This window comes from Pseudomonas sp. R15(2017) (genome assembly GCF_002112685.1).
In the GTDB taxonomy this organism is placed as follows: domain Bacteria; phylum Pseudomonadota; class Gammaproteobacteria; order Pseudomonadales; family Pseudomonadaceae; genus Aquipseudomonas; species Aquipseudomonas glycinae.
On the sequence record NZ_NEII01000002.1, the window covers coordinates 212,622 to 227,747 of the forward strand.

The window sequence follows — 15,126 nt, forward strand, 5'->3', positions numbered from 1 at the left end:
TTGTTTGCTCTTTATAAGGTTGCGACATGCAGTCGATAGCGTTCATAGGCTTGCTGGAAGGCCGCAACATTCGCGGCAACCGGCAGGGTTTCACTGTTCAGGTCGAGCTTCACGCAGCGCTGGCACAGGTCCGCCAGGGTGTCTTCGTGGCCGTTCGACCACGACTTGCACCACGCCGCCTGAATCGCCGCGCCGAGGGCTGCGGCTTCGCTTTGCTCGGTGCAAATCACCGGGGTGTTCATGATGTCGGCGACGATCTGCCGCCACACCGCGCTTTTCGAACCGCCGCCGATCAGGCAAATGCTGCGGCTTTGTAAACCATTCTGGCGCAACAGATCCAGTCCATAACGCAGGCCGAAGGTGGTGCCTTCGACAGCGGCGCGGCACAGATTGGCTTGCGTCAGGTTATCGATGGTCAGGCCGTGCAGGCTGCCGGTGGCGTGGGGCAGGGGCGGCACGCGTTCGCCGTTGAGGAACGGCAGCATGCTTACGCCCCCGGCGCCGATCGGGGCCTGGGTCACCAAGGCATTGAACGCGTCGAGATCGAGGTTGAACAGTTCGCGGATCGCGCCGGTGGCGTTGGTCAGGTTCATGGTGCAGATCAACGGCAGCCAGCCGCCGTTCGAGGAACAGAAGGTCGCGACCGACGCATCCGGGCTGACCTTCGGTGTCTCGGCGTAAGCGTACACCGTGCCGGAAGAACCGAGGCTCATGGTGATCGCCCCCGGCTGAATATTGCCGGTGCCGATGGCGCCCATCATGTTGTCGCCGCCACCGCTGGACACCACCGCGTTGGGGTTGATGCCCAGCTGTTCGGCGATTGCGGGCAGGATCGTGCCGACTGCTTGATGGGCGTCGATCAGCTCTGGCAGCGCGGATTGCAAACGACCGCTGGCATCGATGTCACGCAGCAACTGCAAATCCCATTGGCGGGTGCGCACGTTGAAATAGCCGGTGCCGGACGCATCGCCGTATTCGCTGCACGCACGGCCGGTGAGCCAGAAATTCAGGTAGTCGTGGGGCAACAGGATTCGCGCGATACGCGAGAACACATCCGGATGTTGCGCCTTGGTCCACAACAGTTTGGAGACGGTGTAGCCCGGCGCGATGACCACGCCGAGGCGTTCCAGCGAGCCTTGTTCACCGCCCAGGTGAGCGAGCAGTTGATCGTTCTCTGGTGTGGTCTCCGTGTCGCACCAGAGCTTGGCCGGGCGCAGGACCTGGCCTTGGTCGTCAAGCAGTACCAGGCCGTGTTGCTGGCCGGAGACGCCCACGCCGAGAATGGCCTGGCCGTCGACATTCGCGGCCAGCAAAGCGCGGCGGGTGGCGAGGGCGAAGGCTTCCAGCCATTGCGCGGTGTCTTGTTCGCGACGGCCGTTGGCGCCGCTGATCATCGTGTGCGCGGCGGCGCCCTGGCCCAACACCTGACCGCTGGTGGCGTCGAGGATGATGGCTTTGGTGCCTTGGGTGCCGCAGTCGATGCCGAGGAACAGTTGTTGGTTGTTCATGAGTGAACCTGTCTTATAAAGATCGTTCCCACGCTCTGCGTGGGAATGCCTCAATGGACGCTCTGCGTCCGCTGTTGAAGGGGACGCGGAGCGTCTCGGGCTGCATTCCCACGCAGACGGTTCGACGCCTCGACGTGGGAACGATCAGATGGCGAGAATCTTTTCCAGGGTTTGTGTGACGCCTTCTTCTCGCAAGCTGTTCAGACACCACTCAAACGCCGCAACAAACTCTGGCGAACGGGGTATCACCGTACCGAAGATTTCTTCGACCCCCAACAACCGCCCAGTGATCAAAGCATCCTCCGCCACCAACCCCTGACAAAACGCCGCCCGAGGATCCGGAATCGAGTAAGTGTCGCCATTCTCATCCACGCCCTTCAGGTAAAGGGCCCAGGCCGCCACCACCAGTGCCGCGCGTTTGGTCTCCTGCCCATCGGCAATCAGCCGATTGATCGTGGGAATAGTGAACTTGGGAAACTTCGACGACCCATCCGAGCAAACACGCTCAAGCTGATCGGCAATCGCCTGATTGGAAAACCGCGCCACCAGCGTGTCCTTGTACTCGGTCAGGTCGATGCCCGGCACCGGCGCCAGTTGCGGGGTCACGTCCAGGTCCATGTAGGCACGCATGTAGCGCACGAACAACGGGTCGTTCATGGTTTCGTGAACGAAGCGGTAACCCTTCAAAAAGCCCAGATAAGTCAGCGCCAGATGGCTGCCGTTGAGCAGTTTGATCTTCATCTCTTCGTAGGGTGAAACGTCGTCGGTGAATTGCACGCCGACCTTTTCCCACGCCGGGCGGCCGTTGACGAACTTGTCCTCCAGCACCCATTGCACGAAGGGTTCGCAGACCACCGGCCAGGCGTCGTCGACGGCGTGTTTGTCCGCCAGTTGCAGGCGATGCGCGGTGCTGGTCATCGGCGTGATGCGGTCGACCATGGCGTTGGGGAAACTGACGTTGGTGTCGATCCAGTCGTGGAGGTCCGGATCCAGCAAAGCAGTAAAGGCCAACAGTGCCTTGCGGGTGACGGCGCCATTGTGTGGCAGGTTATCGCACGACATCACCGTGAATGCCGGAATGCCCGCCGCACGTCGCCTGGCCAACGCGGCACAGAGGAAACCGAACACGGTTTTCGGCTGTTGCGGGTTCGTCAGGTCGTGCTGAATCTGCGGCAGGTGCGCCATGAACTCGCCGTTGCTGTCATCGATGCAATAACCGCCCTCGGTGATGGTCAGCGAGACGATACGGATCTGCCGATCGGCGAGTTTGTCGATCAGCACCTGGGCGCTGTCTTCGGCCAGCAGCATGTCGCGAATCGCGCCGATGACGCGGACTTCGGTGTCGTCGCTGTCGCCCAGTTCGAACAGGGTGAACAGGTAGTCCTGCTCCTTGAGATCGTCCCGGGCGCGGCGGTCTTCGGCGCGCAGGCCGACGCCGCAAATCGCCCAGTCCAGCGCTTTGCCGGTGTTCATCAGCGCATCGGTGTAATACGCCTGATGCGCGCGATGGAAGCCGCCGACGCCAATGTGGGCGATGCCCTGGCGGGTGTCGCTGAGGCTGTACGCCGGCAGTTTCACTTCGGCGGCCAGGCGGTTGAGGTTTTGCTGGTTCAGTTTCATCGGGTCAGTCTCGAAATCAGGCGGCCGCGCGCAGCGGGCGAGTCAGCGCCACGCCGTCGGCATCGAACAGATGGCAGTGGGCAGCGTCCAGGTGCAGGTTCAGTTGTTCGCCGTAACGGCTCGCCAGATCACCGCGCACGCGCATGGTGAGGGCTTCGCCGGCGTTGGTCTTGACGTGGCAGAAAGTGTCGCTGCCCAGCCGTTCGCTGACGTCGGCGGTGACTTGCAGGGTGCAGTCGCCCGCTTGCGCCAGTTCCAGATGTTCCGGGCGAATGCCCAGGGTCACGGCGCTGCCGACGCTCAGGTTCGCCGCGTTGAACGGCAGGGTAATGCGGGTGCCGGCGTCCAGCGAGACTTCGCAACTCGCGCCGTCGATGCGCGCGATCTGGCCTTTGAGAAAGCCCATTTTCGGCGTGCCGAGGAAACCGGCGACGAACAGGTTGGCGGGGTTGTGATACAGCTCCAGCGGCGAGCCGACCTGTTCGATCTTGCCGCCATTGAGCACCACCACCTTGTCGGCCATGGTCATGGCTTCGACCTGATCGTGGGTCACGTAGATCATTGTGGCTTTCAAGTCTTTGTGCAGGCGCAGCAGTTCCAGGCGCATCTGCACCCGCAGGGCGGCGTCGAGGTTGGACAGCGGCTCGTCGAACAGGAAGATTTTCGGGTTGCGCACGATTGCCCGGCCGATGGCCACGCGCTGACGCTGGCCACCGGACAACTGTTTTGGCTTGCGTTCCAGCATCGGCCCGAGTTCGAGAATCCGCGCCGCTTCGCCGACTTTCTTCTCGACTTCGGCTTTCGGTACGCCGGCCAGGTCGAGGGCGAACGACATGTTTTTCTTCACGGTCATGTGCGGGTACAGCGCGTAGGTCTGGAACACCATCGCCAGATCGCGCTTGGCCGGGCTGACTTCGGTGATGTCGCGCCCGTCCAGTTCGATGGTGCCGCCGCTGACCTCTTCAAGGCCGGCGATCAGTCGCAACAGGGTAGATTTGCCGCAGCCCGACGGGCCGACGAACACCACGAATTCCTTGTCGTTCACCTCAAGGTCGATGCCCTTGATGATGGAAAAACCTTCGAAGCCTTTTTGCAGATTCTTGATTTTCAGGTTGGCCATGGTGGCGCTCCTCTTGCGAATTCTTATTTGACGGCGCCGAACGACAGGCCGCGCACCAGTTGTTTCTGGCTGATCCAGCCGAAGATCAGGATCGGCGCGCAGGCCAGGGTCGAGACGGCCGACAACTTGGCCCAGAACAAGCCTTCGGGGCTTGAGTAGGAGGCGATCAGCGCGGTCAGCGGCGCGGCTTTGGACGAGGTCAGGTTTAACGACCAGAACGCCTCGTTCCAGCACAGGATCAGCGACAGCAGCACGGTCGAAGCCAGGCCGCCCTTGGCGATCGGTAGCAGCACGCGGAGCATTTCCTGGGCGAGGGTGGCGCCGTCGAGGCGGGCGGCTTCGAGGATGTCCTTGGGGATGTCCTTGAAGTAGGTGTAAACCATCCAGACCACGATCGGCAGGTTGATCAGCGTGTAGATCACGATCAGCGCAATGCGCGTGTCAAGCAGACCGAAACTCTTGGCCAGCAGGTAGATCGGCATCAGCACACCCACCGGCGGCAGCATCTTGGTGGAGAGCATCCACAGCAGCGTGCCTTTGGTGCGCTGGGTTTCGTAGAACGCCATCGAGTAGGCTGCCGGCACCGCGATCAGCAGGCACAGGGCGGTGGCACTGAAGGAAATTACCACTGAGTTCCAGGCGAAACTGAAGTAGTCGCTGCGCTCGTTGATGTGCAGGTAGTTCTCCAGCGTCGGCGTGAAGATGAACTGCGGCGGTGTGGCGAAGGCGTCGATTTCGGTCTTGAAACTGGTCAGCACCATCCAGAAGATCGGGAAGAAAATGATGATCGCGATGGCCCAGGCCAGCGTGCCGAGCAGCAGGCTTTGCAGCCGGCGGGATTGTTGAAGAGTCATGGCAGGCCTCAGGCTTTGTCAGTCAGGTTTTTGCCGATCATCCGCACCAGAATGATCGCGGCGATGTTGGCGATGACCACGGCGATCAGGCCGCCGGCCGAGGCCATGCCGACGTCGAACTGCACCAGCGCCTGGTTGTAGATCAGGTAGGCGAGGTTGGTCGACGCGTAGCCGGGGCCGCCGTTGGTGGTGGTGAAAATTTCCGCGAACACTGACAGCAGAAAGATGGTTTCAATCATCACCACTACGGCAATCGGGCGTGCCAGATGCGGCAGGGTCAGGTGCCAGAAGATCGCGATCGGGCCGGCGCCGTCGAGGCGGGCGGCTTCTTTCTGTTCCTGGTCGAGGGACTGCATGGCGGTCATCAGGATCAGGATCGCGAAGGGCAGCCATTGCCATGAGACGATGATGATGATCGACAGCAGCGGGTAGTGAGCGAGCCAGTCCACCGGCTGCGCGCCGAACAGTTTCCAGAGGTAGGCGAGGATCCCGGACACCGGGTGGAAGATCAGGTTCTTCCAGATCAGCGCACCGACCGTGGGCATGATGAAGAACGGCGAAATCAGCATCACCCGCACGATGCCGCGACCGAAGAACTCGCTGGCCTCCAGCAGCGCACTGATCAATACGCCGAACACCACGCTGATCAGCAGCACGCTGCCTACCAGCAGCAAAGTGTTGGTGGCGCCGGGCATGAAGCCGGAGTCGGTCAGGAAGTAGGTGAAGTTTTCCAGCCCGACAAATTCGTTGGTGCCCGGGTCAAGCAAGTTGTAGCGGATCATCGAGAAATAGACGGTCATGCCCAGCGGCACGATCATCCACAGCAGCAACAGGGCCACCGAAGGGCTGACCAGAAACCAGCCGGGATTGGCCACGCGGCTTTTGCGCCGGGGCTGCGACAGGTCGATGTGGGCTTTGGCAGTTGAAGTATTCATGGTGATCACAACCGTTTGGGTGCAGGTACATGTTCAGGAGAGAAAACCTTCCTGACATTGACGCGATCCCTGTGGGAGCTGCGGTGCGACGATTCGACTTGCCAGCGATGGGGGCCAGCACAGTCAACATTGCTGTCGGCCGTTATATCGCTAATCGCTGGCAAGCCAGCTCCCACAGGTTTAGTGGCGAGTTACTTCGGATAACCCGCCCGCTTCATCTCGCGTTCGGTGGTTTGCTGGGCGGCGGTAAGCGCCTGGTCGACCGTGGTCTGGCCGATCAGTGCGGCGGAGAACAGCTTGCCGACCTGTGTGCCGATCCCCTGAAACTCGGGAATGGTCACCAGTTGAATGCCGATGTACGGCACCGGCTTGAGGGTCGGTTTGCTCGGGTCGGCCGCTTTCAGCGATTCCAGCGTGACTTTGGCAAACGGTGCGGCGCTCATGTAAGCGTCGCTGTAGGTCGAGGCGCGAGTGCCAGGCGGTACGTTGGCGATGCCGTCGGTCTTGGCGACCAGTTCGCCGTATTCCTTGGAAGTGGCCCAGGCGCTGAACTCTTTAGCGGCGTCCTTGGCCTTGGAGCTGGTCGGAATCGCCAGCGCCCACGAGTACAGCCAGGCCGAGCCTTTGTCGGTGACCTGATGCGGCGCGTAGGTGAAGCCGACGTGATCGGCGACCTTGCTTTGGGTCTTGTCGGTGACGAACGAGCCGGCGACGCTGGCATCGACCCAGATCGCGCATTTGCCGCTGTTGAACAGGGCGAGGTTCTCGTTGAAACCGTTGCTGGAGGCGCCCGGCGGGCCGGATTTCTTCATGGTGTCGACGTAGAAGTTCAGCGCGTTTTTCCATTCCGGACCGTTGAATTCCGGTTTCCATTGCTCATCGAACCAGCGCGCGCCATAGGCGTTGGCCACGGTGGTGATCAGCGCCATGTTTTCCCCCCAACCAGCTTTGCCACGCAAGCAGATGCCGTACTGTTCCTTGTCCTTGTGGGTGAGCTTTTCGGCGAAGCCGGCGATCTGTTCCCAGGTCGGGCGCTCCGGCATGGTCAGGCCGGCGTCCTTGAACAGGTCGGTGCGGTAATAGGTGATCGAACTTTCGGCGTAGAACGGCAGGGCGTACAGCGAACCCTTGACTGAAAGGCCTTCACGCACCGACGGAAACACATCGTCGAGGGCGTAGCTGGCCGGCAGATCCTTCATCGGCTCCAGCCAACCCTTGGCCCCCCAGAGTGCGGCTTCGTACATGCCGATGGTCAACACGTCGAACTGACCGCCCTGAGTGGCGATATCGGTGGTCAGGCGTTGACGCAGTACGTTTTCCTCCAGCACCACCCAATTGAGCTTGATGTCCGGATGCTCGGTCTCGAAGGTTTTCGAGAGCTTTTGCATGCGGATCATGTCGCTGTTGTTGACGGTGGCAATGGTCAGGGTCTGGGCGCCAAGGCTGACGCTGCTGAGGGTCATGCAGGTGAGGGCCAGCAGAGCTTTTGCAGTGGGTTGCATCGTGCACTCCTTTTCTGCACCCGGCGGGGGCAGAAGGACAGTTATTGTTTTTGTGTTCTTCCGGCGGGGGAAGAATGTGCACTGATTACAGCCTTCTGGCGCAGGGCTGACAAATCATCCCTAGCACTCGAATCGATACTTTTTTGCACTCTGGATTGGCGCGATAAACGCAGGGAAGGGCGTTTCAGCAGGGCGAGAGGCGCGAAACCGTACAGATTTTCCTGCTCAGCCGTGGTTTTGCTCGGTCAGGCGCTGCACCACCAGCCGCCGGTAATGCGAAGGCGTCATGCCTTTGAGCTGCTGAAAGCGCCGATTGAAATTGGAAATATTATTGAAGCCCGACTCGAAGCACACCTCGGTCACCGGCTTGTCGCCATCAGCCAGCAACTCGCAGGATTTACTGATGCGCAGGCGATTGACGAATTCGATGAAGTTGCGCCCGGTCGCCTGCTTGAACACGCGGCTGAAATAGGTGGGTTTCATGCCCAGGTGCTCGGCGACTTCCTCAAGGGGTAGTTCGCGGGCGTAGTGGGCGAAGATGTAATCCACCGCGCGGTTGGTGCGGTCGATGTTGTGCTCGTCGGCCAGTTGCGGGGTGGTTGCGCCGGACAGCAGTTGATAGTCGTCGCAGGCCGCCAGCAATTCCATCAGGATGAAAAAGTGCCCGAGACGGGTGATGCCGGTTGAATCGGCGATGCGTTGCATCAGGGTCATGGCCTGACGAATTGTCTGCGGCGAGCGGAATTCGATGCCGTATTGCGCACGCTCGAGCAGCGGCGCCAGGGTCTTGAGTTCGGCGAATACCTGATGGCCGCTTTCGAACAGTTCATCGGTGAAGTTGACCAGCATGTCGCGCTTCTCGACCACTTCATCCTCGGCCACCTGGCTGATCCAGTTATGCGGCAGATTCGGGCCGGTCAGGAACAGGGTCTGCGGATAGAAGTTGCCGATGTAGTCGCCGATGAACACCTTGCCCGAACTGGCGACGATCAGGTGCAGTTCGTACTCCTTGTGAAAATGCCAGCGCACCAGCGGGCAGGGGAAACCGTGCTGGCGATAGATGATGGACAACCCGTTGTGGTCATCCATCAGCTCATAAGAAGGGTCAGTCACGCGGGCTGTTCGGGTCATGGCAGAGCGCTTTTATTGTTATCGCCCGGTGATCATGCCTCGTTCCTCGTCGGTTGCGCCAGTTTCCATTGCCGCTCAGAGCGCCCTTTCCCGGGCTTTCATCAGGTTGGCAATCCGGCAAATCTCTACCAGGTCCGACTCTTCGATGAAGTCGACATTGATGATATTGCACTTCAATGCCCAGTCACTGTTGTCCAGATCGAACCATTCGTTCAACTGGTCATGGATGTCGACGGGACCGCCCAGGTAGGTATAACTGGTGGCGGACAACGACCAGGGACGCCAGGAGCCCGGTGGATTCTGCATGACACTACCGATGAACGCCCTCAGCTCGTCAGGCGAAGTCGTATCGGTGCCTGACCACTTATGGCTTACATACTCGTGGAATATCGTGTGATCAAGTTCTATGCCTGGACCGGCGGCAAACACTCGCTGTTGCGTGCTGGCGCGCTTCAGCTCTCGCAGGCTCAGCGCCGCGTTCCAGCGTGGGATAAGTCGATGCCCGAGAAAACTGCTCATTATTTTATTGAAGTAGTCGTGGTCGAAGTCTTTGCCATCAAGTTTGTGAAAATCAAGAACAATGAATTCGTCTGGGTTTTTTTGCAGAAAAAGTTCTACGTCGTTGATCAGTTGCCCTAATGTCCGAGAGTTTCGAAAACCATTATGGTGAAGGATGAATTTTTTTGGACCTTCGGCACTGGCTTCGTAGCTCAGGCGAATATCCAGCGCTCTGGAACCATGGTGCAGTTGGGCGTAAAAGGTATCGTGCTGACATACCAGCCAATGGCGAGACGGGTAGAACGGGTAGTCGGCGCGCCAGTCACTGCCTGCGTTGTGGGTGCCGGGCAATGTCAGTTCAGCGATTGTCAGTGTATCAATGGCGGGCGTTGAGCCCATCCAGTTATTGTTGCTCATTTATGCATCCTGCGTGATTTAAAGAGTTGTTGGCAATTCAAGTTTTTATTTGAATGGCGCTTGCAGGATGTTTATAGCGTTTAACTTTTTTAATGGCTATTGGTGGGTTGATGCAAGTTGTTGGTGATTGTTTTTATAGATTTCCGTCATCTCATTTGTTCCGGTTTTTTGCTTCGATCCACTGCGCCATGTACTGGGTACTCTTGTGTGCATGATGACGCAACATGCTGCCTGTGAAGTTGTTTTTTCTGAGTTGCGCCAGATGTTCACGGCAATATTCTATTTTCTCAATAAGGGCGGGACCATGAATCGATTGTTGATAGCGATCACGCAATAGCGTGCTGCCTTGAGTTTGAGCGGTTTGCCACAGCCCCTCGTCCTTGTACAGCTGAACCGCTGCATCGGCGAACGCCCGCGCCGACTGCGTCACGGCTCCTGGCCAGAGATGATCCGTGAGCATACCCTCAGCACCGATCGGCGTCGTCACGCTGGGCGTTCCGCAGAGCATGGCATCGATCAGCTTGCCCTTGATGCCGGCGCCGAAACGCAGGGGGGCCAGGCAAATCCGGGCATCGGACATGACCTGCAATGCATCCTCCGCCCAGTTCATGATGTGAAAACCCTGGGACGCATTGTGCAGCGCTGTTGCCTTGGGCGGCGTATACGCGCCGTAGACATGTAATTGCGCCTTGGGCAGTTGCTCGCGAATCAGCGGCCAGACTGTCGTCTTCAGCCACAGAACGGCGTCCCAGTTCGGGGCGTGACGGAAATTGCCGATACTGAGGAAGTGCTCGCGCTCCTCGAAGGGTTTTGACGGTGTGCCGAGTGGTTCGACCATCAACGGACACCAGTGCAACAACTCCGGTGGCAGCTTGAACTGTTGCACCAGCAACTCGATTTCCACTGGCGAGATCATCAGGTTCAGATCGCAACGATAAAGCGCGGCGATCTCGCGCTTGGCCAGATCGGTTTCGGCCATCAGTTCGAACTCTTCGGCGAGCGCCGGGGCAAACAATCCCTGGAAATCGTTGGCGTCGTCGCTGAGCTTCAGTCGATCTTTCAAGCGCTGGTGTCGAGCATGCCGCAGGCTCTGCAGGTCCGACGTTTCCAGAACGCGCAAGGCATCGGGGCAGTGTTTCTCCACTCGCCAACCGAACTGTTCTTCGATCATGAACTGGTCGAACAACACGATGTCCGGGGCCAGTTCACTGATAAACACATCGAAACTGCTGTTGTTCAGTTCGATCGGTACTTCCTGAATGCCCAGCGCAGTCAGATCGGCACGGTGCTCACCGGTACCGGCCGGGCTGGCAAAGGTAACTTGCCAGCCTTGTCGCAGGAACGTCTCGAGAATCTGCATCACATGCCCGCTCGCGGCGGAGGAGCGAGGTTCCGGCCAGACGTAACCAATGACGAGGACTTTGGTTGCGGGCTGACTCATGAGTAACGATTCCTGGGACAAAGGGACAAAAAAAGGCGCGCGAATTAGAACACAATGCGCGCGCCTGCCAATCCGCTTTTTATCAGATCGGTGCCTTGCTCAGCTTGAGTCGCACCGAGCCGTCGATGAAGCCGAGCCTGTTGGTGTTTTTCAAGCCGTTCTGAATGCGAGCGAGATTGAGCAAGAACGTTTCCCGGTGTGTCCGTGCCTGATCGAGCATTGATACCGCCAGTGAGTAGGAATCGGCGTTGAGCAATGCCGGATGCTTTTTAACGAGCGACGGCAGCGTATTTTCAATAAGCCCCAACAACTCGAAGCCCTCATCATGAGTGGCCCGGAAATGCGGATTGGAAAGGTTTTTAGGGTGCGCTTTGTGAGCATCCTTGGCGAAATCCAGCAATCCGGCCACGTCCATATCGGCAGGCCCGGCGCCGGCCTGTTTCAATTGCCCGTAATACAAGTCCAGTGTGTCCGGCGCGCCGTGAGCCATTTCATGAACCAACACATCTCCAATCCGGCCATCGTCGTACTTGGCCATACGGTAATAGTCGTCCAGTCCGTCGGGGTAGATCACCAGAAATCGCTCCGGAGGGTTTTTCAAGTACGAGCCGTCGAGGACGCTGGCCTTCCAGCGCCTGTAAACCGGCGGCCGCAACGCAGCGTTGGCTTCCGAGCCTTTTTTGAACGACATGTTGGCAAGCGTGACGTAATCCAGATCGTTGCGCATGTTGTGCAAATTGGCTTTCACATGCCTGAGTACTTCATCGGAATCATTGCCAAAGACGTGCTTGAGCACCGCGCGCATGTCAGCGTTGTCGTTATCCAGGAGCATCAGAACAGCATTATCGAGTTTTGATTTGGCTGTCGGCAGGGCTCTTTTCACATAGGCCCGGGTATAACTGAAGGGTTTCGAGCGACCGAAGAGTCGGCGAAGCGGCGCCAAGGGCGAGGCTTTAAGGTTTCTCAACTTGGGTCCCCAGGCACCGCCAACCCTGTGATTCAGTGCATACCAGTCACTGTTTCGCTGAAGTGCCAACAGACTGACCGCATCCCCCGGATTATTCGCAGCCTTCCAGGTACCCTGAAACAGGTCTGATTTCTGCGCAGCCTTGACCAGATCGTAGGATTGCGCGCTTCCAGTCAGTTTGCGCAACTGGCCGGTGGCGGTTTCCAGAGTGTTCAGCCCGTATTTGCTCAGAAGCAGCACGCCCTTTTTGGCCAGGCGCCCACCTTGCACAGCCAACGTCGGCAACCCGTCCAGCGGGTTGAAAATGGACACCGAAAAATGCGCCCCTGCCTTGGCAATGCTCAGAGCCTTGGCGGTCGTCGAGGTGGTCTTGCCAGCGATGCCGGCAATCGTGGCACCGAAGCCGACAACCAGTCCCAGCAACGCCAGACCGTCGAGAATGCAGCCGCCGATGCCCTCGGTTACTTGAGACGCGTCACCGGATCGCAGGTCCTCTACACATTTCTTGAAAGGCACGATGACATTGATGATGGCTTCATTCACCTGATCATTTTCGGCGCGTATTTGCTGCAGTTCGGTCTTTGCGTACAACGATGAATACAGTTCGTCACGAGTGGCCACCGGGTGATTGCCCAGTACCCCCTGCGCCAAGGATTGGAAGGCTGCGGAAAAGAAAAGCGGGACCGGATGCACTGCCTCGGACGTCAGGGTGAAATGCCAAAGCTTTTCCACGACCGCGCCAGACTTCACACCGTGTTTCGGCTCGCTGCCATTGAGATAGGCATCGAGGTCAAGAGGCCATTGGCGCTCGGGTTTTTTGGGCTGAAAGTCCGTGTCCGCGCCTTTGTAGGACAGTGAAGGCTCTTCATACACAACCCCGGTGGAACGCAACATGTCGGCCAGCTCCGGACGCTCGCGACAAAGTCCCCTGAGAGAGAACAGTTCATAACAATGGAATGCCTTACCGTTTTGGCAGCCCAGAATAATGCCGTAACGCCCCTTGGCAGCATTGCGATGGCGTTGGGTTTCTTCAAATGGATTGAGCGTGTTTACCGACTTTCGAACGGTATATAACGTGATGAAACCATTGGCCAGCATTGTCCTGTCACGTTTGGGCAAGTTTGACACTGCCATTTTGATGATGGACTGGAGGCTCTTCTGCAAAGTTTGATGGTATTGCTCAAAAACCTCGTCGAACAGCGAGTCGATTGGTTCCAGTTCGCCGAGCCGTGAGAAGGCGTTAGCGGGGGGATTGAATGCCTCGGTGGTTATGAACTTGTCCGTCAACTTGCCGTCAACGACCAGATCACCTGACAGGTAGAGGTCGAGGATGGAAACACGGAGTCTCTCTATTTTTGAATGTTCGCCGTTTGCATTACTCAGGCTGACAGGATGATAAAGCAGTAACCACTCCAGAATATTGCGTTCACCCAATGACGGGTCGAACCTGGCTTTGAATACTCGTTGTTCAAGATAATCGCCTGCCGGCAAAACGCGTTTCAGCGCTTGCAGTGCCAACTCCCGTCGATCAGGCGGAACAACCGAAATACCTGTTTCGACTTCATTCAATGCTTCGGCATATTCGCTGAAACGGTTGGCGGCGATGATGAAGGCATCTACGTCATATTCATTTTCGGTCGTCGCAGGCAAGACACCGTTGAGCATTGCCCACTGGATAACCGGTGTGATGGTTGCCAGTTCGTGCATCGCACGTTGAGCGCTACTGACGGGCGCCAGTTCAGAAAATGCCTTCACCCGGGCGTAGGTCATCAGACGCGAAGCGCCGGGCGCGGCGAGCTCAATCAGTGCGACCGCCTGGGACAGAATGACCCATCCAGGCTTGCCGATCGTCACTTCGACGGGCATTTGCTGAACGAGGAACTGGGGTGCCGCGCCCGCCAGCAACAGGTGTGCGGCCAAAGGCCCCAGTTCAGGTTCCAGCTGCGTTTCGACGATCAGTTGTTTTTCAAATGCCTGCACCACCTGCGAAGGGGTCCTCAAAGCATTGTCCGGTTGATACAGAGCAAACCCGGCGATTGTTTTCGCATGCCGTTCGACATCGACTTTCAGATCGAGAATCAACGCGGTGGCTGCCAGACATTTGATTTGTCGTTTCGCCACTTCCCGGTCAGCTTGTTCCAGGTGCCATTGCAGCCGCTGATGCAGAACTTCACCCAGCATCCTGGCTTTCGGCGAATCGAGAAAGCGTTCCAGGTGGTCGGCCGCGCGTTCGCGCCGACCAACTTCAGGCACCTGGCGCAGATCTTCCGTGGCAATGAACTTCAACAGACTGGACTGACCTTGCGTGAGTTCGTCAGTGACCAGCGTGATGGTTTTGCGTGCCTCTGCCGACAGGTGAAAAGGCGAGTCGACGGGTTCCCCCAGCAATTGATAAAAATCGGCTGTATCCGGGCTTTGCGGAATTTCGAACTGAAGAAACTCAACCAGATTACGCACTTGTTCAACATTGCCGGGCAGGGTGTATTCATGAAAGCGAAGCCACTGTTCGACTGCAAAAAACTCTCCGGAAAAAACACAGCCGCCGGTTTTTACCGCGCAGTCCCCCAACATCAGGATGTCATTGAGCAAGTCGCTGCTAATGGCGGAGTCGTTGGTGATATCAACCCATCCATCCTTGATCAGGACCCTGAGCCTGGCCTGCTCATCAATACAGACAACAGTGTCATCAGGCAGGGAATGTTTCTGCGCAAGGAAAGCAAAGTCCTCGGTTTCAAGCATCTTTGACAAAGCGACGCGGGCAAATTCCAGGGCATTATCAAACGTCGTGCCGGACAAACGGGGCACCGTGGTGTCGCGCAAGTCGATGAGTTCAGTGTCCGGGCGTTTTCCTGCAAGGGTAGAGAGGCTTGAAGCAATGCTGGATTTTTCTGTTTGATCAAGCTTTCGACGCGAGGCAACATTCCCGAAATCGAATGCAGCGTCGTCTATATCCAGCAGGCTTGTGCCCTGTGCAAGTTGCATAAGCAATTTATCCTTGGTTTATATTCTGAATTAGTTGTCCTCGGCAGTTATGCAAAAGTTTGTGGTGCGTAAAAAACACAACTACGGAACGGCCGCAGAATAATTTTGTTCTGCGGCTGATGAATAGTTGTAGTTGGTTTCTAAGTTGGTC

General features: G+C 57.9%; 10 protein-coding genes. All 10 read right to left on the minus strand.

The annotated features are described in order from the left end of the window. Positions 1-11: 11 nt before the first annotated feature. The 10 genes from xylB to CAF77_RS04620 all read right to left on the minus strand — a co-directional run bounded on the left by xylB (position 12) and on the right by CAF77_RS04620 (position 14,975). A complete protein-coding gene (gene xylB / locus CAF77_RS04575; protein WP_085654075.1) occupies positions 12-1,508 on the minus strand; it encodes a xylulokinase in 1,497 nt (498 codons plus the stop codon). Positions 1,509-1,652: 144 nt separating this feature from the next. Next, positions 1,653-3,128 carry a mannitol dehydrogenase family protein gene (locus CAF77_RS04580; RefSeq protein WP_085654076.1) on the minus strand — a complete coding sequence of 492 codons (1,476 nt, stop codon included), beginning with the start codon at positions 3,126-3,128 and terminating at the stop codon, positions 1,653-1,655. Positions 3,129-3,144: 16 nt separating this feature from the next. Then, entirely contained in the window at positions 3,145-4,248 is a 1,104-nt protein-coding gene (locus CAF77_RS04585) for an ABC transporter ATP-binding protein (RefSeq protein ID WP_085654077.1), read from the minus strand. Positions 4,249-4,271: 23 nt separating this feature from the next. After that, entirely contained in the window at positions 4,272-5,102 is an 831-nt protein-coding gene (locus CAF77_RS04590; protein WP_007957423.1) for a carbohydrate ABC transporter permease, read from the minus strand. An 8-nt stretch (positions 5,103-5,110) separates the two neighbouring features. After that, the gene (locus CAF77_RS04595; protein ID WP_011334053.1) at positions 5,111-6,037 is read right to left on the minus strand and encodes a carbohydrate ABC transporter permease; all 927 of its coding nucleotides are present in this window, start codon (positions 6,035-6,037) and stop codon (positions 5,111-5,113) included. A 191-nt stretch (positions 6,038-6,228) separates the two neighbouring features. Next, positions 6,229-7,539, minus strand: coding sequence for a sugar ABC transporter substrate-binding protein (locus tag CAF77_RS04600; protein ID WP_064381729.1), 1,311 nt, complete (start codon positions 7,537-7,539; stop codon positions 6,229-6,231). A gap of 225 nt (positions 7,540-7,764) precedes the next feature. Continuing rightward, positions 7,765-8,670, minus strand: coding sequence for an AraC family transcriptional regulator (locus CAF77_RS04605; protein WP_011334055.1), 906 nt, complete (start codon positions 8,668-8,670; stop codon positions 7,765-7,767). Between the two features lie 75 nt (positions 8,671-8,745). Continuing rightward, positions 8,746-9,585, minus strand: a complete 840-nt coding sequence (locus CAF77_RS04610; RefSeq protein WP_064381727.1) for a hypothetical protein — start codon at positions 9,583-9,585, stop codon at positions 8,746-8,748. 151 nt (positions 9,586-9,736) lie between these two features. Next, complete coding sequence (locus CAF77_RS04615) at positions 9,737-11,026, minus strand: glycosyltransferase (protein WP_085654078.1); 1,290 nt, start codon at positions 11,024-11,026, stop codon at positions 9,737-9,739. An 82-nt stretch (positions 11,027-11,108) separates the two neighbouring features. Further along, complete coding sequence (locus CAF77_RS04620) at positions 11,109-14,975, minus strand: hypothetical protein (RefSeq protein WP_139831555.1); 3,867 nt, start codon at positions 14,973-14,975, stop codon at positions 11,109-11,111. Between the last annotated feature and the right edge of the window lie 151 nt (positions 14,976-15,126).